The sequence below is a fragment of the Pseudomonas sp. S1_E05 genome, from assembly GCF_056337105.1.
The window spans coordinates 5,501,850-5,526,970 of record NZ_JBFRHM010000001.1 but is presented as its reverse complement, the minus strand read 5'-3'; the positions used below and the strand labels follow the sequence as shown (position 1 = coordinate 5,526,970).

Annotated in this window: 19 protein-coding genes; 11 read left to right on the top strand and 8 right to left on the bottom strand. The window is 58.5% G+C overall.

Annotated elements, in window-relative coordinates; all coding sequences use genetic code 11:
- Positions 1 to 244: 244 nt before the first annotated feature.
- Positions 245 to 2,683, bottom strand: a complete 2,439-nt coding sequence (locus tag AB4N33_RS25535; protein WP_460120718.1) for a Lon protease family protein — start codon at positions 2,681 to 2,683, stop codon at positions 245 to 247.
- A gap of 274 nt (positions 2,684 to 2,957) precedes the next feature.
- Here AB4N33_RS25535 and AB4N33_RS25530 point away from each other — a divergent pair, with 274 nt between their 5' ends.
- The 4 genes from AB4N33_RS25530 to AB4N33_RS25515 all read left to right on the top strand — a co-directional run bounded on the left by AB4N33_RS25530 (position 2,958) and on the right by AB4N33_RS25515 (position 6,523).
- The gene (locus AB4N33_RS25530) at positions 2,958 to 3,446 is read left to right on the top strand and encodes a DUF3015 domain-containing protein (protein ID WP_192309054.1); all 489 of its coding nucleotides are present in this window, start codon (positions 2,958 to 2,960) and stop codon (positions 3,444 to 3,446) included.
- Between the two features lie 92 nt (positions 3,447 to 3,538).
- Positions 3,539 to 5,392 (top strand): Lnb N-terminal periplasmic domain-containing protein, encoded by a 1,854-nt coding sequence (locus AB4N33_RS25525; protein ID WP_476458502.1) that lies wholly within the window; start codon positions 3,539 to 3,541, stop codon positions 5,390 to 5,392.
- Between the two features lie 209 nt (positions 5,393 to 5,601).
- The gene (locus tag AB4N33_RS25520; RefSeq protein ID WP_460120715.1) at positions 5,602 to 5,958 is read left to right on the top strand and encodes a hypothetical protein; all 357 of its coding nucleotides are present in this window, start codon (positions 5,602 to 5,604) and stop codon (positions 5,956 to 5,958) included.
- Between the two features lie 70 nt (positions 5,959 to 6,028).
- Positions 6,029 to 6,523 carry a GreA/GreB family elongation factor gene (locus AB4N33_RS25515; protein WP_460120713.1) on the top strand — a complete coding sequence of 165 codons (495 nt, stop codon included), beginning with the start codon at positions 6,029 to 6,031 and terminating at the stop codon, positions 6,521 to 6,523.
- Here AB4N33_RS25515 and gdhA read toward each other — a convergent pair.
- Together gdhA and ettA are read right to left on the bottom strand one after the other, a co-directional pair.
- The gene (gdhA, locus tag AB4N33_RS25510; RefSeq protein WP_460120711.1) at positions 6,520 to 7,857 is read right to left on the bottom strand and encodes an NADP-specific glutamate dehydrogenase; all 1,338 of its coding nucleotides are present in this window, start codon (positions 7,855 to 7,857) and stop codon (positions 6,520 to 6,522) included. The two genes, AB4N33_RS25515 and gdhA, sit on opposite strands and share 4 nt — an antisense overlap.
- A 287-nt stretch (positions 7,858 to 8,144) precedes the next feature.
- Positions 8,145 to 9,809: an energy-dependent translational throttle protein EttA gene (gene ettA, locus AB4N33_RS25505; RefSeq protein ID WP_460120709.1), complete on the bottom strand. Its 1,665-nt coding sequence runs from the start codon at positions 9,807 to 9,809 to the stop codon at positions 8,145 to 8,147.
- A gap of 281 nt (positions 9,810 to 10,090) precedes the next feature.
- On the opposite strand from ettA, the gene AB4N33_RS25500 reads away from it, so the two are divergent.
- From AB4N33_RS25500 to AB4N33_RS25485, 4 genes are all read left to right on the top strand, one after another.
- Positions 10,091 to 13,939: a sensor domain-containing protein gene (locus tag AB4N33_RS25500; protein WP_476458501.1), complete on the top strand. Its 3,849-nt coding sequence runs from the start codon at positions 10,091 to 10,093 to the stop codon at positions 13,937 to 13,939.
- 216 nt (positions 13,940 to 14,155) lie between these two features.
- On the top strand, positions 14,156 to 15,409 hold the full coding sequence (gene glyA / locus AB4N33_RS25495) for a serine hydroxymethyltransferase (protein WP_460120705.1): 1,254 nt from the start codon (positions 14,156 to 14,158) through the stop codon (positions 15,407 to 15,409).
- Between the two features lie 187 nt (positions 15,410 to 15,596).
- Positions 15,597 to 16,124: a hypothetical protein gene (locus AB4N33_RS25490; RefSeq protein WP_476458500.1), complete on the top strand. Its 528-nt coding sequence runs from the start codon at positions 15,597 to 15,599 to the stop codon at positions 16,122 to 16,124.
- 22 nt (positions 16,125 to 16,146) lie between these two features.
- Positions 16,147 to 16,710 carry a fibronectin type III domain-containing protein gene (locus AB4N33_RS25485; protein WP_476458499.1) on the top strand — a complete coding sequence of 188 codons (564 nt, stop codon included), beginning with the start codon at positions 16,147 to 16,149 and terminating at the stop codon, positions 16,708 to 16,710.
- A 54-nt stretch (positions 16,711 to 16,764) separates the two neighbouring features.
- Here the strand turns inward: AB4N33_RS25485 and yjiA are convergent, their stop codons facing one another.
- The 3 genes from yjiA to AB4N33_RS25470 form a co-directional block, all read right to left on the bottom strand.
- On the bottom strand, positions 16,765 to 17,736 hold the full coding sequence (gene yjiA / locus AB4N33_RS25480; RefSeq protein ID WP_476458498.1) for a GTPase: 972 nt from the start codon (positions 17,734 to 17,736) through the stop codon (positions 16,765 to 16,767).
- A gap of 194 nt (positions 17,737 to 17,930) precedes the next feature.
- The gene (locus AB4N33_RS25475; protein ID WP_460120698.1) at positions 17,931 to 18,128 is read right to left on the bottom strand and encodes a YbdD/YjiX family protein; all 198 of its coding nucleotides are present in this window, start codon (positions 18,126 to 18,128) and stop codon (positions 17,931 to 17,933) included.
- A 14-nt stretch (positions 18,129 to 18,142) separates the two neighbouring features.
- Complete coding sequence (locus AB4N33_RS25470) at positions 18,143 to 20,209, bottom strand: carbon starvation CstA family protein (RefSeq protein WP_460120695.1); 2,067 nt, start codon at positions 20,207 to 20,209, stop codon at positions 18,143 to 18,145.
- A 159-nt stretch (positions 20,210 to 20,368) separates the two neighbouring features.
- Between AB4N33_RS25470 and AB4N33_RS25465 the strand changes: the two genes are divergently transcribed.
- Entirely contained in the window at positions 20,369 to 20,737 is a 369-nt protein-coding gene (locus tag AB4N33_RS25465) for a PilZ domain-containing protein (RefSeq protein ID WP_460120693.1), read from the top strand.
- 12 nt (positions 20,738 to 20,749) lie between these two features.
- On the opposite strand, the gene radA is transcribed toward AB4N33_RS25465, so the two are convergent.
- Positions 20,750 to 22,117 (bottom strand): DNA repair protein RadA, encoded by a 1,368-nt coding sequence (gene radA / locus AB4N33_RS25460; protein ID WP_460120691.1) that lies wholly within the window; start codon positions 22,115 to 22,117, stop codon positions 20,750 to 20,752.
- A gap of 602 nt (positions 22,118 to 22,719) precedes the next feature.
- Between radA and mscL the strand changes: the two genes are divergently transcribed.
- Positions 22,720 to 23,136: a large-conductance mechanosensitive channel protein MscL gene (gene mscL, locus AB4N33_RS25455; protein ID WP_460120689.1), complete on the top strand. Its 417-nt coding sequence runs from the start codon at positions 22,720 to 22,722 to the stop codon at positions 23,134 to 23,136.
- Between the two features lie 42 nt (positions 23,137 to 23,178).
- Here mscL and AB4N33_RS25450 read toward each other — a convergent pair whose 3' ends face one another.
- A complete protein-coding gene (locus AB4N33_RS25450) occupies positions 23,179 to 23,955 on the bottom strand; it encodes a ferredoxin--NADP reductase (protein WP_476458497.1) in 777 nt (258 codons plus the stop codon).
- A gap of 317 nt (positions 23,956 to 24,272) precedes the next feature.
- Between AB4N33_RS25450 and AB4N33_RS25445 the strand changes: the two genes are divergently transcribed.
- Entirely contained in the window at positions 24,273 to 24,998 is a 726-nt protein-coding gene (locus tag AB4N33_RS25445; RefSeq protein ID WP_476458496.1) for a LuxR family transcriptional regulator, read from the top strand.
- Positions 24,999 to 25,121 lie beyond the last annotated feature (123 nt).

The window sequence follows — 25,121 nt, the reverse complement described above, 5'->3', positions numbered from 1 at the left end:
GATCCTTTTATGACTCTCCTTATCCTTGAGCTGAGGATAGAAGAAAAGTTCGCTGCGCATGCATATCGAGACCAGAAGGCGCCGAATGGTCACTGTGTGAATTTTGACGTCAGGGTGATGGCACTTTCAGGGGAACACTGGATGCAAATGTGGGAGCGGGCTTGCCCGCGAAAGCGGTGTATCAAATGACAAATATGTCGACTGATACGACGCTTTCGCGAGCAAGCCCGCTCCCACAGGGTATTTACGCCGGTTTCGCCTCGGCCAGCGCTTCCTGTGCCGCTTCCTTCTCAGCTTCCTTGATGTCTTCTTCGCTGATCATCTCGGCGATCACCCGCAGGCGCTCCACCACCCGTGCGTTGACGCTGCCTTCAGGGAATTCGCCGTTCTCGTCCGGCGCGCCAGCCGGCTCGCCCACCAATAGGCTCAGGGCTTCGTCCGCCTGGCGAACCGCGTAAACGTGGAATTGCCCCGCGCGCACCGCCGCCAGCACTTTCTCGTCGAGCATGAGCGTGGCCACGTTGGCGTGCGGAATGATCGCCCCTTGCTCTCCCGTCAGCCCACGGGCCTCACAGAGGCGGAAGAAGCCTTCGATCTTCTCGTTGACCCCACCCACCGCCTGCACTTCACCGAACTGATTGATGGAACCGGTGATGGCAAAACACTGCTTGAGCGGCGTTTTCGACAGGGCCGAAATCAACGTACACGCCTCGCCCAGCGACGCGCTGTCACCATCAACGTAACCGTACGACTGCTCCAGCGCGATGCTGGCGGAAATCGCCAGCGGGAATTCCTGGGCATAACGGCTGCCCAGATACCCGGTGAGGATCATCACCCCTTTGGAGTGAATCGGCTGACCCAGGTTGACCTCGCGTTCGATATCGACGATGCCGCTGCCGCCCGGGTAAACCGTGGCGGAAATCCGCGCCGGCACACCGAATGCCGAGTCACCGACCTCCAGCACCGTCAGCCCGTTGCACTTGCCAACGGCTGCGCCATCGGTGTCGATCAGGATGATCCCGGCCAGCATGTCGTCGAGAATCCGCGCCGAGACGCGTCCGGTGCGGGTGGCCTTGGCCTTGAGCGCGCGTTCGATGTGCCCGGCATCGGTCATTTCGTCGCTCGCCAGGTGACGTATGAAGTCCGCCTCGCTGACCAACTGGAACAGATCACCGATGCGCGCCGACAGCCGCCCCTGGTGTTCGGCCAGACGCGCGCTGTAGGTAGCCAGGCGTGCCACCGCGTCGGCGGTCAGCGGCGCCATGCCTTCTTCGGAGGTGCGGGTTTTGAGTAGCTGCGCGAATTGCTCCAGGCTCTCGTCGACCATCGGAATGTCTTCGTCGAAGTCCACCAGGACGCGGAACATCTCCTGGAAGTCCGGATCGAGGTCCTGCAGCGTGTAATAAAGCTGGCGCGCCCCGATGATGACCACCTTGACCTGCAACGGAATGTGTTGCGGAGTCAGCGTCACGGTCGCCAGGCGGCCCAGTTCGCCCAAGGGCGATTCCATTTTCAACTTGCGCGATTGCAGGGCGCGCTTGAGCGCATCCCAGACGAACGGCTCGCCGAGCATTTTTTCCGCTTCGAGAATCAGGAAACCACCATTGGCCCGGTGCAGCGCCCCGGGACGAAGCTGTCGATAGGTGGTGTAGAGTGCGCCCTGATCGGTGCTGTATTCGATGCGGCCGAACAGATTTTCGTAGGTCGGATGCGGCTCGAACACCACTGGTGCGCCGCCGCTGGCGGAATGCCCCACCACCAGGCTTGGTGCATATTGTTCTTCGAGCATCTTGCGGGCGACGGCGTCAGCCTTGCTGTCGTCAACCAATTGTTCCACCACGGTTTTCAGCAGGTAGACCTGCATCGCTTGCAGGTAACCGCAAACTGCCGCGTTCTCTGCGTACTTTTCCGACAACGGCGCCAGCAAAGGCTGCAGGGCCAGTGTGATGGTTTCTTCGTTGAGGTGACGCAACTGATTGCTCGATTCACGCTTCCATTGCGGCAGGCTCGCGAGCTCTTCGTTCAGCCGCTCTTCGAGCGCAGAGATGTCGTCGTGAAACCGCTCGCGATCAGCTTCCGGCAGTTGGGCGAATTCCGCTTCATCGAGGGCTTTGCCGTCCAGCATCGGGGTGAACGCAATGTTGCTGGCATCGCGGTAGAGCGCGACGTCTTTCTCCAGCGCCAATCGCTCGATCACATCCAGGGCCTTGTCGTACCGCTGGTTGAAGGCGCGATCGATGGCACTTTTCTTCTGCTGATAGGACGGGTGCTCGAACACGGCGGGAAACGTCGCCAACAGGTTGTCGATCAAACCGTTGATGTCACCGATGAACGCACCGGCGCTGCCTGACGGCAATTCCAGTGCCCGGGGTTCGCGCGGCTCATCGAAATTATTGACGTAGACCCAGTCCGGCGGGGTCTGCAGTCGCTTGCCTTCGGCCTTCAGGTAGCGTTTGACGAACGAAAACCGGCCCGTGCCGGGCTCACCCATGACAAATACGTTGTAACCGGGGCGCGGCATGGCAACGCCGAACTGCAAGGCTTCGACCGCGCGTTCCTGGCCGAGCACTCCGCGAAAGGGCTCCAGATCATTGGTGGTAGAGAAGCTGAACTGTTCAGCGGAAAACGGACGAGTCAGCGCTTCGGGCGCTAGACGCAAGCTGGCAGCAACAGGATCAGGCATCGGGCTTCCTTACATCAGGCGGGGCAGATAGCGGCATTCTGGCGCTGCCCGTACCTCACTGGCAAGGCGCGCCTTGAGTCAAAGCATAGCCAAACGCTCAGCCCCAGGCAGGTCGTGCCTAAAACGAGCTTTTCAACGAATATTTCGCAAAATGTCACGGAACCCTTGGAACATGCCTAAACTCCAAACTGCGCGGCTGGAACAATAACCGGCCCACTGGCGCCAGTTCGGGCCAAACCCTGTCCATTGGTATGCACATAAAGAGAACAAAGCTATGAAACGGATTCTTCTCGGTACTCTCTTCACCGCTGTATCCATCAACGCCATGGCACAAGCGCCAGGCGGTCCGGATTGCGGTTGGGGCAACATGCTGTTCGAAGGTCAGCGTGGCACTCCGGCTCACTTCCTGGCATCCACCACCAACGGCACTTCCGGTAACGCAACCTTTGGTATGACTTCCGGCACCAACGGTTGCTCGACCAACGCGTCGCTGACCTATGGCGGCAAATCCTGGTTTGCCATGAATGGCATGATGAACGAGCTGTCCGAAGACATGGCCAAAGGCAACGGCGAAGCGCTGACGACTTACGCCGTGGTACTGGGCGTGGCGCCGGAAGACCGCGCGCACTTCGCAGCCGTGACCCACGAGCACTTCCAGCAGATCTTCAGCAAGGCTGACGTGACCGCAGAAGACGTGCATACCAACACCCTGGCTGTCCTGAAGAACGATCCGCGCCTGGCCAAATACGCTACCCAGGCTTAAGCTCGACTCGCCCGTTCCCTTCGGGGAGCGGGTTTTATTTTTTGGACCTGCCCCTCCTTGGGTCTTTGTTTTTTTAATTTAAGTTGCCCACTATGCTCAAACGCCTTTCCTGGCTGGCGCTGTGTGCCTGCGCCCCGCTGTCTGCCGCGCCTCACCTCGACAATCAACGTTTGCAGCAATTGGCCAATGATCCCTTCTGGATCTCCCTGGGCCACTACGAAACCGCCAAACTGGGCGGCTGGCGCAGTTATGTCAGCGACAGCAAATTCTTCCTTGCCCCTGATGGCAATGCACACCCGGACCGTGAACTGGCAGCCACCGTGCAAGCGCTGTATGCCCCGGCCAGTGCCGGCGAACAGCACGCCCAATGTGTCTACCCGTCCCGCACCCGCTGGCTGAAAGCGCAGCTCAACCTTACCGACTTGCCCGCCCCCGACTGCGCCGAGTTCAAACAATGGTTCAAGGATGTCTCGCCCCATAGCGCGGTGATGATTTTTCCAGCGGCCTACCTGAACAGCCCATCCTCGATGTTCGGTCACACCCTGTTGCGCATCGACCAGGCCGATGTGCAGACCGACAAGACCTCGCTGCTCAGTTACGCGATCAACTTCGGCGCTTATATCGAAGGTTCGGACAACAGCATCCTGTATGCCTGGAAAGGCTTGATGGGGGGTTACCCAGGCCTGTTTGCACTGGTGCCGTATCAGGAAAAACTTTCTGAGTACCGCAGCCTGGAAAACCGCGACCTGTGGGAATACCGCCTGAACCTGACGCCCGAAGAAACCCAACGCATGGTCGAGCACGTCTGGGAGCTGAAGCAGATCAAGTTCGATTACTTCTTTTTTGACGAAAACTGCTCTTATCGCCTGCTGGAACTGTTGCAGGTAGCTCGCCCGAGCCTGCGCCTGACGGAGCAATTCCCGCTGACCGCCATTCCGACAGACACCGTGAAAGCGGTGAAGGACGCCGGCCTGGTGGAGTCGATTCAATACCGGCCATCGCGCGAGCGCGAGTTGTTGAGCCGTGCCGAAACACTGGACCCTGAAGAAAAGCAGTGGGTGCTCAAAGTCAGCGCCGATCAGCAGCAATTGCAGGACCCGGCATTCAAGGCGCAGCCCCGCGAGCGCCAGGCGCTGATCGTTGACGCCGCTTACCGCCTTGAGCGCTACCGCGCCAACGGCCAGGAACGCGATCCGCAACGCGCTCAACGCAGTTTCGAACTGCTGCGGGCGATCAACCAGAATCCGGCGCCAGAGCTGAATATTGCGCAACCCGGCCTGCCCGAAGACGGCCATGAATCCCGTACCTGGCAGGCCGGTATCGGTACTAGGGGCGACAAGGCCTTTGGCGAGTATGGCTTGCGCATGGCATACCACGATCTCAACGACAACGCCGAGAGTTTCCCTCTGGGCGCACAGATCGAAATCCTGCAAATGAAACTGCGCCAGTACGAAGGCAATCAGTGGCAATTGCAGCAACTGGATCTGGCGACCATCCGCTCTCTCACGCCACGTAACGAGCTGCTCCAACCGCTGTCATGGCAGGTCACCGGAGGCCTCGAGCGCGTACCTGGCAAACATGACGATGAAACCCTGGTCAGTCACGTCAACGGCGGTGGTGGCGGCACTTGGCAACTGAGCGAGGACATGCTCGGGTTTGCCCTGGGTACCGTGCGCGTGGAACACAACAATGATTTCGCTGAATTCATCTCCCCCGCCGCCGGCTTCAACAGCGGCCTGCTGTGGAAAAACCCGCTGGGCAACTTTAGCGTGGAAGCCAAGGGAGATTTCTTCACCAATGGCGAAGTGCGTCGTAGCCTGAGCCTGAATCAGCAGTGGGAACTGTCGCGCAACCTCGGCCTGCGCCTGAGCGCGCAGCGGGAATTCAGTCATCTCGCCACACCAGAGAACGAGGTGATGCTTGAGGTGAAGTGGTATCACTATTAAGAATTTATCGAGGTCCTGTAGGAGCGAGCATGCTCGCGATGGACGTTAACGATAACGCGGGGCGCCTGATAGCCAACGTTGTCTGGACGACCATCGCGAGCGTGCTCGCTCCTACAGGGAAACACTGGATTCAACGGATCCATCACACGCCTTTCACGAACGCCTCACCAACCGGCTCTTAGACTTGCCTCATTAGTCGGGAGTCGATGATGTGGCGTTGTGTGGTGGTAGTGGGTTTATTGATGCTGACCACGGGTTGCGAGACGACCCACGAAAATCTGATTGCCAAAGGTTACCCGCCGGCGTTCGCCGACGGCTTCGATGACGGCTGCAGCAGCGGGCGACAGGCCGCCGGCGCGATCAGCGGGGAGTTTCGTAAAAATGTCCCGCGCTACCTCAAGGATCCGCAATACGCCGAAGGCTGGGGCGATGGCTTTCGCCAGTGCCAGGCCATGCGCGAGAGCCAGGACCGCGAGGACTACTACAGTCACCATTGGGAGGAGCGGGACAAGGCCTGGCAACAGCAGAAAGACCGGGACGCCGCCCATGCATTTCGCTCGCAATGAGTCGCTGACAGACATCCGTTGAAACCAAAAGCCTGTGACCATGGCCCAAACCCTATAACGGGAGAACACCATGAGTCGCGCTTTCGTCAATGAAGATAACGCCGCTGCGCAAGCCGACCAGCCCGTCGAACGGCAGGTGAGCGCTCAGCCCAATTATGTTACGCCGGCGGGCCTTGCTCAGTTGCAGGCAAAAGTCGCCGAACTGCAACAGCACCGCAGTCAACAGTCGGCCATGGGCGAACAGGCCGACAAGCAGCGCCTGGCCGATCTGGAGAGGGATTTGCGTTATTTCATGTCGCGTGCGCAAAGCGCCCAGGTGGTGGCAGCGCCCAGCTCACGGCAAAAAGTGCAGATCGGCAGTCGGGTGACGTTCGCCGACGAACAAGACACCCAGCAGACGGTACAACTGGTTGGCGAAGATCAGGCCGACGCATCTGCGGGCCTGATCAATTGGGGCTCACCGCTGGGTCGGGCGTTGCTCGGCGCGCAGCTGGGCGACGAGGTGCTGTGGCAACGCCCGGCTGGCGATCAGACGATCGAGATCATCCGCATCGAACCGACTTAAACAACACCTTGGGCGAGCATCGCGTCGGCAACCTTGACGAAACCGGCGATGTTCGCACCCTTGACGTAGTTGATCCGGCCATTCTCCTCGCCGTACCGCACACAGGCGTGGTGGATCGACTGCATGATCGCGTGCAGCTTGCTATCCACTTCGCCCCCCGTCCAAAGGAGGCGCATGGCGTTCTGCGACATTTCCAGGCCACTGACCGCAACGCCTCCGGCGTTGGAAGCCTTGCCCGGCGCAAACAGGATGCCCGCCTCGATGAACAGGTCCACGGCTTCCAGGGTGGTCGGCATGTTCGCACCTTCGGCCACGCACACGCAGCCATTGCGCAACAGCGTTCGCGCAGCCTCGGCGTCGAGCTCGTTCTGGGTGGCGCACGGCAGCGCGATGTCGCATGCCAGGCCCCATGGGCATTGACCCGCGAGGAACTGCAGGCCGAATGCCGCTGCCAGTTCGCTGATGCGGCCGCGCTTGACGTTTTTCAACTCCAGCAGCGCCAGCCATTGCTCCTCGGTCAAACCCGCCTCGCAGTAAAGCGTGCCTTCCGAGTCGGACAGAGAAATCACTTTGCCACCCAGGTCCATGACCTTCCGAGCAGCGTATTGCGCTACGTTGCCCGAACCGGAGATCGCCACACGCTTGCCTTCAACGGTCTCACCGCTGCGCTTGAGCATTTCTTCCGCAAAGTACACGCAACCGAAACCGGTAGCTTCCGGGCGAATCAGACTGCCGCCGTAGCTGGGGCCCTTACCGGTGAGCACGCTGGTGAACTGGTTGCTCAGACGCTTGTACTGGCCAAACAGGAAACCGATCTCGCGGGCGCCGACACCGATGTCACCGGCCGGCACGTCAACGTCGGCACCGATGTGGCGATACAACTCAGTCATGAAGGCTTGGCAGAATCGCATGACTTCCGCGTCGCTTTTGCCTTTCGGGTCGAAGTCCGAACCACCCTTGCCGCCCCCCATTGGCAACGAGGTCAGCGAGTTCTTGAAGGTTTGTTCGAAGGCGAGGAACTTCAGCACGCCGAGGTTAACCGACGAATGGAAGCGCAAACCGCCCTTGTACGGACCGATGGCGCTGTTCATCTGTACGCGGAAACCGCGATTGACCTGCACCTTGCCCTGATCGTCTACCCAGGACACGCGAAACACGATGGCCCGCTCCGGCTCGCAGATCCGTTCCAGGATGCCGGAAGTCAGATAGTGCGGGTTAGCTTCCAGAAACGGCCACAGGCTGCGCAGGACTTCTTCCACCGCCTGGTGGAATTCCGGCTGGTCCGGGTCACGTTTTTTTAGTCGGGCAAGGAAGGAGTCGACGGATTCGATCATGGAAAATCTCGGCACAATTGTTGTCATTGCGCGGGACTGTACCAAAGGATTCGCGCACTGGAACAGCGCAAAATGTCGCAGTTATGAAATTAAATGGTGCATTTGTATAAATTAAATGGAGTTTTCAAAAGTTCTTGCACCAGAAAAGGGAGTACAAACTTCAGAACTGCACCAGCGGTGACACCGTCTTCGACTTGCTCGCGAAGGGCGCAACTCGGTCCCACTGAAAAAACACAGGCAAAAAAAACGGAGCCCGAAGGCTCCGCTTTTTATGCAACCAACCCGAGTCAGGCCAGTTTCTTGTGCCGTACACGGTGCGGCTGGGCAGCGGCTTCGCCAAGGCGTTTCTTGCGATCCGCTTCGTACTCGGTGTAGTTGCCTTCGAAGAACACCGCTTGCGAGTCGTCTTCGTACGCCAGGATGTGTGTGGCCACGCGGTCCAGGAACCACCGATCGTGAGAGATCACAATGGCGGCGCCCGGGAAGTCCAGCAGCGCTTCCTCCAGCGAACGCAGGGTTTCAACGTCGAGGTCGTTGGACGGTTCGTCGAGCAGCAGGACGTTGCCACCCTCCTTCAGGGTCAGGGCCAGGTGCAGGCGACCACGCTCACCACCGGACAGATCCTTGACGAACTTCTGCTGATCGCCGCCCTTGAAGTTGAAGCGACCAACGTAGGTACGCGACGGGATTTCGTAGTTGCCGATGCGGATCTGGTCCGAACCGTCGGAGATCTGTTGGAACACGGTCTTGCTTCCATCCAGGTCTTCGCGACTCTGGTCGACGCAAGCCAGTTGCACGGTTTCGCCGATTTCGATGCTGCCCGAATCCGGTGTTTCCTTGCCCATCAGCATGCGGAACAGGGTCGATTTACCGGCACCGTTACCGCCGATCACGCCAACGATGGCGCCTTTGGGCATGGCGAACGACAGGTTGTCGATCAGCACGCGATCGCCGTAGCCCTTGGTGACGTTCTTGAATTCGATGACCTTGTCGCCCAGGCGCGGGCCCGCCGGGATATAGATCTCGTTGGTTTCGCTGCGCTTCTGGAATTCCTGCGATTGCATTTCTTCGAAGCGTTGCAGACGAGCCTTGGACTTCGACTGGCGGGCCTTGGCGCCTTTGCGCACCCACTCCAGCTCTTCCTTCATGGCTTTTTCATGGGCCGACTGCTGCTTGGATTCCTGGGCCAGACGATCGGACTTGGCTTCCAGCCAACCCGAGTAGTTACCCTCGTAAGGAATACCCGCACCACGGTCGAGTTCCAGGATCCAGCCCGCAACGTTGTCCAGGAAGTAACGGTCGTGCGTGATCGCAACCACGGTGCCCGGGAAGTCGTGAAGGAAATGCTCCAGCCAGGCGACGGAATCGGCGTCCAGGTGGTTGGTTGGCTCATCGAGCAGCAGCATGTCCGGTGCGGACAGCAGCAGGCGGCAGAGGGCTACACGACGTTTTTCACCACCGGACAGGTGTTCGACCTTGGCGTCCCACGCCGGCAGACGCAGCGCGTCGGCGGCGACTTCCAGCTGGCGCTCCAAATTGTGACCGTCGCCCGCCTGCAGGATGGCCTCAAGTTTGGCTTGTTCAGCGGCCAGCTTGTCGAAGTCGGCATCCGGCTCGGCGTAAGCGGCGTAAACCTCGTCAAGGCGAGCCTGCGCGTCCTTTATCACACTCACCGCTTCCTCGACCACCTCACGCACGGTTTTGGTCGGGTCCAGAACGGGCTCCTGCGGCAGGTAACCGATGTTCAGCTCCGGCATCGGACGAGCTTCGCCTTCGAATTCGGTGTCGACGCCGGCCATGATTTTCAGCAACGTCGATTTACCCGAACCGTTGAGACCGAGCACGCCGATCTTGGCGCCCGGGAAGAAGGACAGCGAAATGTTTTTCAGGATTTCCCGCTTCGGCGGAACAACTTTGCCCAGCCGATGCATGGTGAATACGTATTGAGCCATGGAGAACCTAGGGTCAGTGACAAATGAATGATTGGAGCAGGCGATGCCTGGCCAGGCTGTGCGCGTCGTCGCTTGATGGCTACCAATGCTGCGCGCTGAAAAAACCTGATTCTAGGAGCTGGAACGCTCCCGCGTAACCGGCAAAGCTACCTGAATGACGAGAGGCAGTCCAGCCGAACGGGACTGGCACTTTGCCACAACTCAAGGCATGCTAGCCGCCCTTCGGGCGTCCGGCTTATAGTGCACGTCGCGCCAGTCCAGCCAAACCGCAGGATCACAGCTTGTCCAATGTCACGCCGCCCCTGATCAACCGCGCACCGACTGCTGCGTCCAGCTCGCCCCTGCGTGGAACCTTGAAGGGCGCTCTGGCGACTCTGGCTTTGCTGCTGCTCGCCCTGCTCTTCTGGCAGTTGCTGGATCAATTGCGGGAAACCCAGAAAAGTCAGCGTCAGTACACCATCGACTATACGGCCGACCTCGCCGCGCAGGTCAGTCTTAACATGTCGCTGAATGCGCAGATTGCGCTCAATCTGCTGCCGATCCTCGAGCAACCGCAAAGTGCGGATGAGCAGCAGGAGCTCTTGCGCAAACTGCAAAAAAGCCTACCCGATCTGATCAGCCTCGCGCTGTTGAGCCCCTCGGGCAAAATTCTCAGTGACAGCGCCGCTGACAGCGACGACGCCGACTACCTTGCCGAACTGGTGCGCCGCAGCCGCGCTCAGGTCCATTACTTCAGCAACGCCGATAATGGTTCAATGGTGCACCTGCTGTTGCACCAGTCCAGCGGCAGCAGTCGGGGTTACTGGGCGCTGCGGCTCAAACCGGGCTTTTTCTCGGTGCTGACCCAACAGAACGATGCCGGCGTGCGGCCGCTGTGGTTGGTCGAAAACCGCGTCAATCATCAGGTCATCAGCCGCGACGAATCGGGCCCCCTCGCCAAGCCGGGCGAATTGACCGAAGCCGATGTGGCCAACAGCGTGCTGACAGTGCCCCTGAGCTACAGCGACTGGCAATTGCGCGGCTTGTTCGACCGCCAACAGGTCATCGAAGAACTGCTGCCTGCCTTCGTCGGCAAATGCCTGCTGGGGTTGGCGTTCTCTTTGCTGCCGCTGATCGCCCTGCTTAACCTGCGACGCCGGCAACGCCAGGTCACTGAAGGCCGCCGCCGCTATCAGGACATTTTTGAGGGCACCGGCGTCGCGTTGTGTGTGCTTGACGTGTCCGGCCTCAAGAATGCGTTTGACAAGGCACACCTGCACGGCAGCGAGCAGTTGCACACATGGCTGGCCTCTACCGAGCATCGGCGTCAATTGTTGCAAGAACTGCGTATCACCGAGGTCAACCAGGTGGCCTTGCAACTGCTCAACGTCAGCACTTGCGAGCAAGCCTGGAAACTGTTGATCGACGGCAATCCCCTGGACGGCACCGCCATCGGCAACCAAGTGATCGAAGCAGTGCTCAGCCAGCAAAAACAGCTGGAACTGGAGATTAAACTTCCGGACGCCAACGGCCGTGACCAGCACCTGTGGCTGGTGCTGCGACTACCGGAAGACCAGGCCGACTATAAGGCGGTGATCCTGAGCATCAACGACATCACCAGTCGCAAACTCATCGAACTGTCGTTGCTCGAGCGTGAAGGGTTCTGGTCCGACGTGGTGCGCACCGTGCCCGATCACCTGTATGTGCAGGACGTGATCAGCCAGCGCATGATCTTCAGTAACCACCACCTGGGCCAGACACTGGGCTACAACCGTACCGAGCTGCACCAGATGGGTGAATATTTCTGGGAAATCCTGCTGCACCCCGAAGACGCCGATCATTACCACCGTTCGCGCCAGTCCCAGCGCCACGGCGGTTATGTCCAGCTACTGCAATGTCAGTTGCGCTTCCGGCACCGGGACGGCAAGTGGCGGCGCTTCGATATTCGCGAGCAGGCCCTGGCGCGGGACAAATACGACCAGGTCACGCGAATCATCGGCGTGGCGAAGGACATCACCGAACAGATCGAGGCCAGCGAATCCCTGCGCGACAGCGAGCAGCGCTACCGGATGCTCGCTGAGAGCATCAGCGACGTGATTTTCTCCACCGACAGCCAACTCTCGCTCAACTATGTCAGCCCGTCAGTGCAAAGCGTGCTGGGCTACGACGTCGAGTGGATTTTCCAGAACGGTTGGCAAACGACCATCGCCAACCCCCAGCAACTGTCCGGCATCTTCAGCTTGATGGATCGCGTCAGTAAAGCGCTGGGAAAACCCGATCAACTGGCGCTGTTGCGCAACCAGGTACAGACCCAGCTGTTCGTGTTCGACTGTCTGCGCGGTGACGGACGCAAGATTCCCATCGAGTTGCGCCTGGTACTGGTGTGGGATGAACACGGCGCCTTCGAAGGCGTGCTTGGCGTTGGCCGGGACATCAGCCAGCAACGTCGGGCCGAGAAAGATCTGCGCATGGCGGCCACGGTATTCGAACACTCGACCTCGGCGATCTTGATCACCGACCCGGCGGGCTACATCGTCCAGGCCAACGAAGCGTTCAGCCGTGTCAGCGGATATGCCGTGGAACAGGTACTCGACCAGTTGCCGAACATCCTGACAGTGGACGAGCAACAGGAAGCGCACCTTCGCTATGTGCTCAAACAACTGAACCAGAACAGCACCTGGGAAGGCGAAGTGTGGCTCAAGCGACGCAACGGCGAGCACTACCCGGCGTGGGTCGGTATCACGGCAGTGCTCGACGATGAAGGCGACCTGGCCAGTTACGTGTGCTTCTTCACCGACATCAGCGAGCGCAAGGCCAGCGAGCAACGCATCCACCGCCTGGCCTACTACGACGCCCTGACCCACCTGCCCAACCGCACCTTGTTCCAGGATCGCCTGCACACCGCACTTCAATCGGCGGAACGGCAGAAATCCTGGGTGGTGCTGATGTTCCTCGACCTCGACCGCTTCAAGCCGATCAATGACTCCCTGGGCCACGCGGCGGGTGATCGCATGCTCAAGGAAATGGCCACCCGCCTGCTCGGGTGCGTCGACGATGACGACACTGTGGCGCGCATGGGCGGCGACGAGTTCACACTGCTCCTGCAACCGCGTGCCACCCGGGAGACGGCGCTGAACCGGGCAATCCATGTGGCCGAGCAGATTCTCGCCAGCCTGGTGACACCGTTCGTGCTGGAAGGCCGTGAGTTTTTCGTCACCGCGAGTATCGGCATTGCCCTGAGTCCGCAGGATGGCAACGAACTCAGTCAGTTGATGAAGAACGCCGACACGGCGATGTACCACGCCAAAGAGCGCGGCAAGAATAACTTCCAGTTCTATCAGACCGACATGAACGCCAGTGCCCTGGAGCGTCTGGAGCTGGAAAGCGACCTGCGTCATGCCCTCGACCAGAACGAATTCATCCTGTACTACCAACCCCAGTTCAGTGGCGACGGCAAACGCCTGACCGGCGCCGAAGCCCTGTTGCGCTGGCGCCATCCGCGTCGCGGCCTGGTGCCGCCCGGGGATTTCATCCCGGTGCTCGAAGAGCTTGGATTGGTGGTGGATGTCGGCGACTGGGTGATCAGCGAGGCGTGCCGTCAGCTCAAAACCTGGCATCAGGCCAAGGTTCGGGTGCCGAAGGTGTCGGTGAACATCTCTGCCCGTCAGTTCTCCGACGGCCAATTGGGTACGCGCATCGCCACTATCCTCAAGGAAACCGGCCTGCCACCGGCGTGCCTGGAGCTGGAGCTGACCGAAAGCATCCTGATGCGCGAGGTCAGCGAAGCGATGCAGATTCTCGACGGCCTTAAAAACCTCGGTTTGAGCATCGCCGTCGATGACTTCGGCACCGGTTATTCGTCGCTCAACTACCTCAAGCAGTTCCCGATCGATGTGTTGAAAATCGACCGCACCTTCGTCGATGGCCTGCCCTCGGGCGAACAGGATGCGCAGATCGCCCGGGCGATTATCGCCATGGCCCACAGCCTTAACCTGGCGGTTATCGCGGAAGGTGTGGAAACCCACGAACAGCTCGATTTCCTGCGTGAGCATGGTTGCGATGAGGTTCAGGGGTATCTGTTCGGGCGACCGATGGCGGCTGGGCAGTTCGAGGCGCAGTTCAGCAATGATGCACTTTTTGTGTTTGATTGAAGCTGACAGCTCCAATCAAATACAAAAAGAGCTGCAAGCTGCAAGCTGCAAGCTGCAAGCTGCAAGCTGCAAGCAACAGCGAATCAGCTTTTACTTGTGGCTTGCGGCTAACAGCTTGAAGCCCGCTTATCCACAACGTGATTGTGTTTCATAGCCCTTCCAAAAGCGGTTGGGTTAGAATGCCCCCTTTTCTGCCCCCGATCCTTGAGGACCGCCATGTTCAGCCGTGATTTGACTATTGCCAAGTACGACGCCGATCTCTTTGCCGCCATGGAGCAAGAAGCTCAGCGCCAGGAAGAGCACATTGAGCTGATCGCTTCGGAAAACTACACCAGCCCTGCGGTGATGGAAGCTCAAGGCTCGGTGCTGACCAACAAATACGCCGAAGGCTACCCAGGCAAGCGCTACTACGGCGGTTGTGAGTACGTCGACGTGGTTGAGCAGCTGGCCATCGACCGCGCCAAGCAGCTGTTCGGCGCCGACTACGCCAACGTTCAACCACACGCCGGATCGCAAGCCAACAGCGCCGTTTATCTGGCCCTGCTGTCGGCTGGCGACACCATCCTGGGCATGAGCCTGGCCCACGGCGGTCACCTGACCCACGGCGCCAGCGTTTCGTCCTCGGGCAAGCTGTACAACGCCATCCAGTATGGCATCGACGCCAACGGCCTGATCGATTACGACGAAGTCGAGCGCCTGGCGGTCGAGCACAAGCCGAAAATGATCGTAGCCGGTTTCTCCGCCTACTCGCAGATCCTCGACTTCCCGCGCTTCCGTGCAATCGCCGACAAGGTTGGCGCCTACCTGTTCGTTGACATGGCCCACGTGGCCGGCCTGGTTGCCGCAGGTGTCTACCCGAACCCGGTTCCATTCGCTGACGTGGTGACCACCACCACCCACAAGACCCTGCGCGGTCCACGTGGCGGCCTGATCCTGGCGCGTGCCAACGCCGACATCGAGAAGAAACTGAACTCCGCCGTATTCCCGGGCGCCCAGGGTGGCCCGCTGGAGCACGTCATCGCCGCCAAAGCGATCTGCTTCAAGGAAGCACTGCAGCCTGAGTTCAAGGCTTACCAGCAACAAGTGGTGAAAAACGCCCAGGCCATGGCCAGCGTATTCATCGAGCGCGGGTTCGACGTGGTTTCCGGCGGTACTGAGAACCACCTGTTCCTGCTGTCGCTGATCAAGCAGGAAATCTCCGGGAAAGATGCTGACGCCGCACTGGGCAAAGCTTTCATCACCGTGAACAAGAACTCCGTGCCAAACGACCCACGCTCCCCGTTCGTCACTTCCGGCCTGCGCTTCGGCACCCCGGCCGTGACCACTCGTGGTTTCAAGGAAGCCGAGTGCAAGGAGCTGGCGGGCTGGATCTGCGACATCCTGGCCGACCTGAACAACGAAGCGGTGATCGACGCCGTTCGTGAGAAAGTCAAAGCCATCTGCAAAAAGCTGCCCGTTTACGGCGCCTGATAGCAGGTCACTGAAAAATCCCGGCCCCGGTGGCCGGGATTTTTTTGCCCGGATTCGACCGCTGCAAGATGTACTTGAAACATCAGATCATCAAATGGGCGACTCACTCAAACTTCATTGCTGATAGTTTAATCATCACCGGATATACCCGGAACAATTAAACCCAATGCACAATGGAATGAATTGCATGAGTCAGAACAAAGAGCGCTCATTTGTAGCCTCGGCCACTACCCACCATGGAAACCTGCACCTACCCAAACTCACTTACGGTAGAACCGTGCGCATTAAAAAACCGGATTACGACGTCTGGTCATTTGAAGCAAACATGGACGTTTCAAACTATCTTTGCGTACTAAAAGGTGCACCACAAAAAATCAATTTCTACTTCTATTGCATCGAAGACTACTACTCGATTTATCTTTTAACCAACGACGTCTATCACCGTCAGGCTTTGAGCAACGAGGACAAGGACTTCATCGCAGCCTTCGCGCCCACTAAAGAGCAAACCACTTACAACCTGCTCGATGCACAGGGCCGCATCATCACCCCTGAACAATTCAACAGTCACACCCCAACCGTCAGGATACAGACCCGGGGTGGCAAAACCCTGAGCGTGCGAGGCAACACCAAGGTCGGCGGCCTGGTCTGCACCGAATCACCACGCTCCAAGCCGTTGGATATCACGCTCAACATCATCAGTCGCGGCGCGGCTTGATCATCCAGGCAAGGAGCCGCTCATGACGACCGACCGACAGAAATCTTTCATTGCGACCTTGAGTGTCGACTATAAGCAAATGCATTTTCTCGACATGTTTCACGGTGAGCCAGTCTACATAGTCAACCCAAACTTCAGTGGCGGCGTATTTACCGGTCGCCCGCGAAAACTTGACCACTCCCATTTCCTGGCATTGCGACCGAATACATCTGCACCACCAGATCTTTCATTAACGCTCTATTTCAGACATGCGCACTATGGCTATACGCTTTATATCAGGACGCCTGGACAACACTTCGGAAAATGCCTGAGCCACGACAACAATCTGATTGGTGCATTCCCACCCGGCGAAGCATCTCTATTCCATTTGGTGGACATTCAGAATTCAACCATCAATCTGGATCATATACAGGCGGATGAAACTACGATCTTTCTACGACTCAAAAATTCAGGCCTGATTCATGCGCAGAGCTCTCATCACTCCAGGCATGTATTCATTGGTAATAAGGGTGGACTGCCGCTCCCCTTCAAATTGAAGATTCTCGAAAGAAACGCCCCTTACATCAACCATCCTGATGAAGTTTGATGCGCCAGGAGCGGGTTTCAGCTCGCCCGCTCGTTTCGCAAGCAACGCCCGAGGTCAATCCGCCGCCATCCTGGCGAACCCCGCCTGGATCTTCTCCTGCGGCAGATCATCGGCGATGAACACGATCACGCTTTCGCGCGGCTCATCGATGGCCCATTCGGTATCCCAGTCGAAGCCATACAGCTTCAGCACACCCTGAAACACCATGCGCCGCGGCTCGCCCTGAATGTTCAGCACGCCTTTGTAGCGAAGCAGTTGCTTACCATGGTCTTCCAGCAGTTCGTTCATGAACTCGCTGAGCTTATCGATATCCAGCGGTTTGTCAGTGCGCAGCACCAAGCTGGAAATTCGATCAATAGAGGGCGCGACGCTCACCGGCCGCAAACTCAGGCCGCCACCGAGGTCGGCATTGAGATTGAAACCGCGCACGTCGAGCAGTTCAGCCAGGTCGATATTCCCGTGGTCCACCAGACGAATCGGGGCGCGGCGATTGATGCGGGTCAGGCGCTCGCTCAAGGCGTTGAGGGTCACCTCGTCCACCAGATCGCGTTTGCTCACCAGCAAACGGTCGGCGAAGCCGATCTGAGCCTGGGCGATGGTCTGTGTCAGATGTACCTCGGCATGCGCTGCGTCGACCAGAGTGATGATGCCGTCGAGGATGTAACGTTCGCGCAGTTCTTCATCGATGAAGAAGGTTTGCGCCACAGGCGCAGGGTCCGCCAGGCCGGTGCACTCGATCACCAGCCGGTCAAAAGCCAGCTCGCCGCTGTCCAGGCGCTCGAGCAGCAAGTACAGCGCCTTGGTCAGGTCAGTGTGGATGGTGCAGCAGACGCAGCCGTTGGACAGCGTCATCACTTGCACCGGCTCATCACCCAGCAGTTGGGTGTCGATACCGGCGTCACTGAATTCGTTCTCGATCACGGCGATTTTCAGGCCGTGCTCGGCCTTGAGCAAGTGGCGCAGCAACGTGGTCTTGCCGGCGCCGAGAAAGCCACTGAGGATCGTGACGGGAATGGGGGAGGACACACTGAATCTCCTGTCATATGAAATCTGAAGAAAAACACAAAACAAATGTGGGAGCGGCGGTGCGACGATTCGACTTGCTCGCGATTAGGCCGCGTCAGTCAACATCAATGTTGAATGACACACCGCTTTCGCGAGCAAGTCGAATCGTCGCACCGCCGCTCCCACAGGGGTACCGCGCTAACCAGGCCGTTAGCTCAACAACACTTCGGCCCACCCTTGCCACCGTAACGGGCTTCCTGGCGCTCCCGGAAGAACACCTCGTAGCTCATCACCGGTTTGTCCGGGTGTTTGGTCTGCATGTGCTCGACGTAGGTGTCGTAGTCGGGCATGCCGACCATCAGGCGTGCAGCCTGACCGAGGTATTTACCGAGGCGACTCAGGTCATTGAACATGCTGCACTCCTCGATCAAGCGTCCGGCAATGCCTGGAACGGCGCTTCTTTATCCGTACGCTCTTTTTTGCCCCAGGCGGCAATGCCAACCTTGAGCGCATAGAACAGGATACTGAACACCACAAACAGGAACAGCGCCGTCAGCGTTGCGTTGGTGTAGGCGTTGAAGATCACGTGCTGCATCTGCTCGACGCTCTTGGCTGGGGCCAGGACCTGACCATTAGCCAGCGCATCGCTGTACTTCTTCGCCAGGGACAGGAAGCCGATCGCCGGGTTGGCGTCGAACAGCTTGATGAAGCCGGCAGTGGAAGTGCAGATCAGCAGCCAGACCGCAGGCAGCATGGTGACCCAGACGTAGCGCTGACGCTTCATTTTGATCAGCACGACCGTGCCGAGCATCAGTGCGATACCGGCCAGCATCTGGTTGGAAATACCGAACAGCGGCCACAGGGTATTGATGCCACCCAGCGGGTCGATCACGCCCTGATACAGCAGCCAGCCCCACATGGCCACACAACCGGCGGTGGCGATCAGGTTGGCGGTCCAGGATTCGGTGCGTTTGAGCGCAGGCACGAAGGAGCCCAGCAGGTCCTGCAGCATGAAACGCCCGGCACGAGTACCGGCATCCACGGCAGTCAGGATGAACAAGGCTTCGAACAGGATCGCGAAGTGATACCAGAACGCCATGGTGTTTTCACCCGGCAGGACACTGTGCAGGATCTGCGCGATGCCGACCGCCAGGGTCGGCGCACCGCCGGCACGGGCCAGGATGGTGGTTTCACCGATGTCCTTGGCCACCGCTTGCAGCGCCTCGGGGGTAATGGCAAAACCCCAGCTGCTGACGGTTTGCGCCACAGCCACCACGTCACCGCCAACGACGGCTGCGGGGCTGTTCATGGCGAAGTACACGCCCGGCTCGATCACCGACGCGGCAACCATGGCCATGATGGCCACGAAGGACTCCATGAGCATGCCACCGTACCCGATGTAACGGGCGTTGGTTTCGTTATCCAGCAGTTTCGGCGTGGTGCCCGACGAGATCAGCGCATGGAAGCCCGATACCGCGCCGCAGGCGATGGTGATGAACAGGAATGGGAACAGACCGCCCTTCCAGACCGGGCCAGTGCCGTCGACGAACTGGGTCAATGCCGGCATTTTCAGCTCGGGCATGGTCACCAGGATACCGATCGCCAAGGCGATGATGGTGCCGATTTTCAGGAAGGTGGAGAGGTAGTCACGCGGCGCCAGGATCAGCCACACCGGCAATACGGCGGCAACGAAACCGTAACCGATCAGCATCCACGTGATCTGGATCCCGGTGAAGGTGAAGGCCTTGGCCCAGACCGGATCGGCAGCGATCTGCCCGCCCAGCCAAATGGAACCCAGCAGCAACAACACGCCGATCACCGAGATTTCGCCGATGCGACCCGGACGGATGTAGCGCATGTAGACGCCCATGAACATCGCGATCGGGATGGTCGCGATCACCGTGAAAATGCCCCACGGACTCTCGGCCAGGGCCTTGACCACGATCAGCGCCAGCACCGCGAGGATGATGATCATGATCAGGAAGCAGCCAAACAGGGCGATAGTGCCGGGGATACGACCCATTTCCTCACGGACCATGTCGCCCAGGGAGCGACCGTTGCGGCGGGTGGAGAGGAACAGGACCATGAAGTCCTGCACCGCACCGGCCAGCACCACGCCGGCGATCAGCCACAACGTACCGGGCAGATAGCCCATCTGCGCAGCCAGGACCGGACCGACCAGTGGCCCCGCGCCCGCGATGGCGGCGAAGTGGTGACCGAACAGAATGTGCTTGTTGGTCGGCACATAGTCCAGACCGTCGTTATTGAGCACGGCAGGGGTAGCCCGACGTGGATCGAGTTGCATCACGTTGTTGGCGATGAACAGACTGTAATAGCGGTAGGCGACGAGATAGATGGCCACCGCAGCGACCACAATCCACAAGGCGTTGATCGCCTCGCCTCGACGCAATGCCACTACGCCAAGGGCGCACGCTCCCACGATTGCCAGCAGCAGCCAGGGTATGTGGCGTAGCAGGCTATTGTTATTTTTCATTTTATTATTCCAGCCAGGGTGGACAAGAAAGACAGCCACCCCGAGTTTAGCTCTCCTGACGGCAAAGACCATACCCGACATTCGTCTAGCCACCGACGCCGGCTGGCAGGCCTGGACAATCGGGGTCTATAGTCAGCGAACCCACTGGAGGATTGCGCCATGAGCGAGCACCCCGCCGATCGCCGCCGCTTCAAACGAATTGCGTTCGATGCCCGAACCGAGCTGATCCAGGGCGCGTTCATCTGGCCGGTGAAGCTGGTGGACCTGTCACTCAAGGGCTTGCTCATCGAGCGCCCCGATCCATGGCTGGGCAATCGCGATGAGGCGTTTTGCGTCGACATTCATTTGAGCGATGACGTCGAGATCACGATGGATGTGCAACTGACCCATGAAGAACGCGGACAACTGGGTTTCGTTTGCCGGCATATCAGCCTGGAATCCATCGAACGCCTGCGGCGCCTGATCGAACTCAATCTGGGCGATCCACAGGAACTCGAGCGGGAGTTGGGCGCCCTGATCGAAGTCTGAGCGCCCAGAGGCTTACTCGAACAACGCGTCGAGCGCCTGTTCCAGGCGCGTCACGGCGATGATCTTCAACCCGGCAGGCGCCTCTTTCGGCGCGTTGCCCTTGGGTACGATGGCGCGCTTGAAGCCATGTTTGGCGGCTTCTTTCAAACGTTCCTGGCCGCTCGGCACGGGCCGCACTTCGCCGGACAACCCCACTTCGCCAAACACCAGCAAATCATGGGGCAGTGGCCGGTTGCGCAGGCTGGACATGACAGCAGCCATCAAGGCCAGGTCGGACGCGGTTTCCAGGACTTTCACCCCGCCGACCACGTTGAGGAACACGTCCTGATCGTGGGTCGGGATGCCCCCATGGCGGTGCAGCACCGCCAGCAACATCGCCAGCCGATTCTGATCCAGACCCAGCGTGACCCTTCGCGGATTGGCCAGGTGGCTGTCATCCACCAGAGCCTGGACTTCCACCAGCATTGGCCGAGTGCCTTCCCACGTTGCCATGACCACACTGCCCGGCACTTCTTCCTGGGCTCGGGTCAGAAAGATCGCCGACGGGTTGGAGACCTCCTTCAAACCCTTGTCGGTCATGCCGAACACGCCCAGTTCATTGACTGCACCGAAGCGGTTTTTCACGGCACGCAGCAAACGCAAGCGTCCATCGGACTCGCCCTCGAAATACAGCACGGTGTCGACCATGTGCTCCAGCACTCGCGGGCCCGCCAGCGCGCCCTCCTTGGTCACGTGGCCCACCAGGAAAATCGCCGTACCGCTCTGTTTGGCATAACGTACCAGCAACGCCGCACTCTCTCGGACCTGGGACACGCCGCCTGGAGCCGATTGCAACTGTTCGGTGAAGATCGTCTGGATCGAATCGATCACCATCACCTTGGGCTTTTCCACCCGGGCGGTGGCAATGATGGTTTCGATGCAGGTTTCGGTCATGACCCTCAGTTGATCCTGCGGCAAACCCAGGCGCCGGGCACGCATGGCCACCTGTTGCTGGGACTCCTCTCCCGTGACGTACAGTGCCGACATCCCTTTGGCGATGTTGCACAGGGTCTGCAACAAAATGGTCGATTTGCCGATGCCGGGGTCGCCGCCGATGAGCACCACGGAGCCATCCACCAGACCGCCACCCAGCACCCGATCGAGTTCACTGGAAGCCGTGGAGAAACGCGGAATTTCCTCGACACTGACCTCCGCCAGCGTCTTGATCTGCGCCTGCTGGCCTGTCCAGCCTGTGCGACCACTGGGAGCAGCGGCGCCACCACTCTCGACCATGGTTTCCGTCAGGGTATTCCAGGCACCGCATTCTGCGCATTGGCCGGCCCACTTTGGGAACGTTGCGCCACACTCGGTGCAGCCATACATGCGTTTGGCCTTGGCCATCTGAACTCCGGGGAAAATTGCGATGATAGCGCAGCTGGGCTGAATCGGCGCGTGCACTCCATAAATGAAACTTCACAGTAACGCCACGACTCTTTACTTGTGCATGTCACAGAGCAACAGCAAAAATTTGTACAACAGCCCGGTATACAGATCACCGCTGATTAACTACCTAAAGAAAAACTGTACAAAACTTCCGGAACACGAACAATAGATGTACAACATAAAAACCATAATAACCTTTCAATACATAAGGCTTATTTGGTAGCACTTTAATATCGCCTTGATTATTTCAAGTAATCCCAACACACACGCCTGTCCTTCCCCACCATCAATGTAAAATAGTGTGAAGACAGGTTTTCAAACTTCACGAGTTCGTTTCGTCAGACTTATACAACCCAATGTTCGCCCGTGTATCAACGATGAATCAGTACAATGACGAGAAAAGGACCGAGTGACAAGCAGGCCCGAGGCTGCCCTTCTGTAAACTTTTTTCTGCCTGCCCGGTCGACTGCAGGCAAGACCTGCAAGCAGTTGTTTCGAGCGAGATGCCTTTGCCTGACTTACACTGCATTACCAACCTCATCTGTAACAAGGAAATACCTATGGGCGTAATAAGTGAGTTCAAGGCCTTCGCGGTCAAGGGAAACGTGGTCGACATGGCTGTCGGTATCATCATCGGCGCCGCGTTCGGCAAGATCGTTTCGTCGTTCGTCGGCGACGTGATCATGCCACCCCTGGGGCTGCTGATCGGCGGTGTGGACTTCAGCGACCTTGCCATAACGCTCAAGGCCGCCGACGGCGCCACCCCTGCGGTCATGCTGGCGTACGGCAAATTCATCCAGACGGTGATCGACTTCATCATTGTCGCCTTCGCCATCTTCATGGGCGTCAAAGCCATCAACCGTTTGAAGCGCGAAGAAGCTGTCGCGCCTAGCCTGCCTCCTGTTCCGACCAAGGAAGAGGAGTTGCTGGGGGAGATTCGCGACCTGCTCAAAGCCCAGAACCAAAGGCCTGAGTGACAGGATGCAAATAGTGACGGCGCCCTCCAGGCGCCGTTTTTTTTACCAGTAGGTTTCCACTGCCACTTGGCCGGGACGGCGGCTGAGGCTCAGGTTCATGTCGCGCTGTTTAAGCAGCTTGCGCGTGTCGTCGATCATCTGCGGATTGCCGCAAAGCATTACCCGGGAATGCTCGGCCGTCATGGGCACGCCCGCCACTCGCTCCAACTCGCCGTTATCCAGCAAGGTGGTGATCCGTCCGTTCAAGGCACCGGCGTGCGACTCACGTGTAACGGTGGGAATGAACTGCAATTTGTGCGCGTACTCGGCCAGGTAGTCTCGCTGCGCCAAGCCTGCAATCAAGTCCTGATAAGCCAACTCTGCCCCTTCACGCACGCTGTAGACCAGCAGGATTCGCTCGAACCGCTCCCACACCTCGAAATCCTGCAGGATCGACAGGAACGGCGCCACTCCAGTGCCCGTGGACAACAACCAGAGGTCACGGCCGTCTACGAAACGATCGAGCGTGAGGTAACCAAAGGCCTGGCGCTCGACCAACAAGGTATCCCCCACGCCAAGGCGGCTAAGCTCACTGGTAAATTCCCCCCCCGGAACCACGATGGAAAAGAACTCGAGGAACTCGTCAAAAGGCGAGGAAACCATGGAGTAAGCCCGCCATACCGTGCTGCCATCGGGCTTGCTGACCCCCAAACGCGCGAATTGCCCCGCACGAAAACGGAATCCCGGATCCCTCGTTGTGCGCAGCGTGAACAGGTTCGGGGTCAACGGGCAGACATCGAGCAGGGTCTGCTGGGTGAATTTTTCGGCGCTGGCAGTCATGGGGCGCTCCATTGGACAGGTAGTACCAGTGTCCCGCAAAGCAGATGAATTAAACACCTTCGTTTTGTAATGACTTTAAGGGTCGCGCCTGAAATATCACTGCTCTTTGAATAACCGTTAGAGTGGTTACTCGGTTAATGGAGGAACCCCTTAATATTAAAACCACCATAGAATGCAATAGAACTGGATAATTAATTTAAAGGGTTTCGGTAAACGAAAAAATCTCACCCAATTGTAAGAAGCATCCTACAATCCGACAACGTGCAGGATCTCGGATCCAAAGTGCACCCTATAAGAGAGATATCTGGAGAATCGTGATGGAACGATGGAAGGAGTACCAACTCACTCAACTGTCGTGCACGACGGATATAGATTCCGCATACCGCAGCGCACTCGGTTTTGCTCAGAATATCGGATTTAAATTTTTCGCCTTTTCAGCGACTTGGAAAACCAAAAACAATCAGTCCAGTACTATTGGACGGCATAATTTCCCGCCAGGATGGAGCACCGAGTATGCGAACGAAACCTTCAGCTCGATTGATCCGATAATAGCACATTGCAACCACTCAATGTTGCCCGTGTTGTGGACAGAGCAACTGTTTGCCAACACGCCAACACTTTGGGAAGCGCTTGAAGCGCACGGCATCCAGCACGGCTGGTCCCAAGCGTTGCATGACGAAGAAAGCGGCCTGTGCAGTATCTTCAGTCTGTCGAGGAGCGATTGCCCGATCACCCCTCTGGAACTCTACGAAAACCTTGGATTTTCAGTGTTCATGGGGCGCCACCTGCACCAATTGGCGCTGCAATCGTTGCCCAGGAAACCACAAGCACCCCACCTGTCCGTTCGGGAAGTCGATGTGCTGAAATTGGCGGCAGCGGGCAAGACCGCAGATGAGAGCGCCAGAATCCTCAATTTGAGCCCGCGCACGATCCATTTCCATATTCAGAGCGCCATCGAGAAACTCGGTGTCAACAATAAGATCTCCGCGATCATCGCGGCCATCAAGGCGGGTTACCTCAACAGTCCGTCGATCCCAAGCTGATGAAAACCTGCAAGTAATCCAGAAGAAAAAAACGTACCATTTGCGACGCCTCCAGAGTGTTGAACGTGTGACTTTTCACGGCGCTGTACACTCGGACGGTTTCGCCCGCTCCGACGCCCCTGG

Bases quoted from the DNA above. Each gene is read 5' to 3' on its own strand.
- AB4N33_RS25535 (WP_460120718.1), bottom strand. From the start codon at position 2,683: ATGCCTGATCCTGTTGCTGCCAGCTTGCGTCTAGCGCCCGAAGCGCTG.
- AB4N33_RS25465 (WP_460120693.1), top strand. From the start codon at position 20,369: ATGAGCGAGCACCCCGCCGATCGCCGCCGCTTCAAACGAATTGCGTTC.
- AB4N33_RS25490 (WP_476458500.1), top strand. From the start codon at position 15,597: ATGAGTCAGAACAAAGAGCGCTCATTTGTAGCCTCGGCCACTACCCAC.
- gdhA (WP_460120711.1), bottom strand. From the start codon at position 7,857: ATGATCGAATCCGTCGACTCCTTCCTTGCCCGACTAAAAAAACGTGAC.
- AB4N33_RS25525 (WP_476458502.1), top strand. From the start codon at position 3,539: ATGCTCAAACGCCTTTCCTGGCTGGCGCTGTGTGCCTGCGCCCCGCTG.
- AB4N33_RS25515 (WP_460120713.1), top strand. From the start codon at position 6,029: ATGAGTCGCGCTTTCGTCAATGAAGATAACGCCGCTGCGCAAGCCGAC.
- AB4N33_RS25450 (WP_476458497.1), bottom strand. From the start codon at position 23,955: ATGACTGCCAGCGCCGAAAAATTCACCCAGCAGACCCTGCTCGATGTC.
- AB4N33_RS25530 (WP_192309054.1), top strand. From the start codon at position 2,958: ATGAAACGGATTCTTCTCGGTACTCTCTTCACCGCTGTATCCATCAAC.
- ettA (WP_460120709.1), bottom strand. From the start codon at position 9,809: ATGGCTCAATACGTATTCACCATGCATCGGCTGGGCAAAGTTGTTCCG.
- mscL (WP_460120689.1), top strand. From the start codon at position 22,720: ATGGGCGTAATAAGTGAGTTCAAGGCCTTCGCGGTCAAGGGAAACGTG.
- AB4N33_RS25475 (WP_460120698.1), bottom strand. From the start codon at position 18,128: ATGTTCAATGACCTGAGTCGCCTCGGTAAATACCTCGGTCAGGCTGCA.
- radA (WP_460120691.1), bottom strand. From the start codon at position 22,117: ATGGCCAAGGCCAAACGCATGTATGGCTGCACCGAGTGTGGCGCAACG.
- AB4N33_RS25445 (WP_476458496.1), top strand. From the start codon at position 24,273: ATGGAACGATGGAAGGAGTACCAACTCACTCAACTGTCGTGCACGACG.
- AB4N33_RS25470 (WP_460120695.1), bottom strand. From the start codon at position 20,209: ATGAAAAATAACAATAGCCTGCTACGCCACATACCCTGGCTGCTGCTG.
- AB4N33_RS25520 (WP_460120715.1), top strand. From the start codon at position 5,602: ATGTGGCGTTGTGTGGTGGTAGTGGGTTTATTGATGCTGACCACGGGT.
- AB4N33_RS25485 (WP_476458499.1), top strand. From the start codon at position 16,147: ATGACGACCGACCGACAGAAATCTTTCATTGCGACCTTGAGTGTCGAC.
- glyA (WP_460120705.1), top strand. From the start codon at position 14,156: ATGTTCAGCCGTGATTTGACTATTGCCAAGTACGACGCCGATCTCTTT.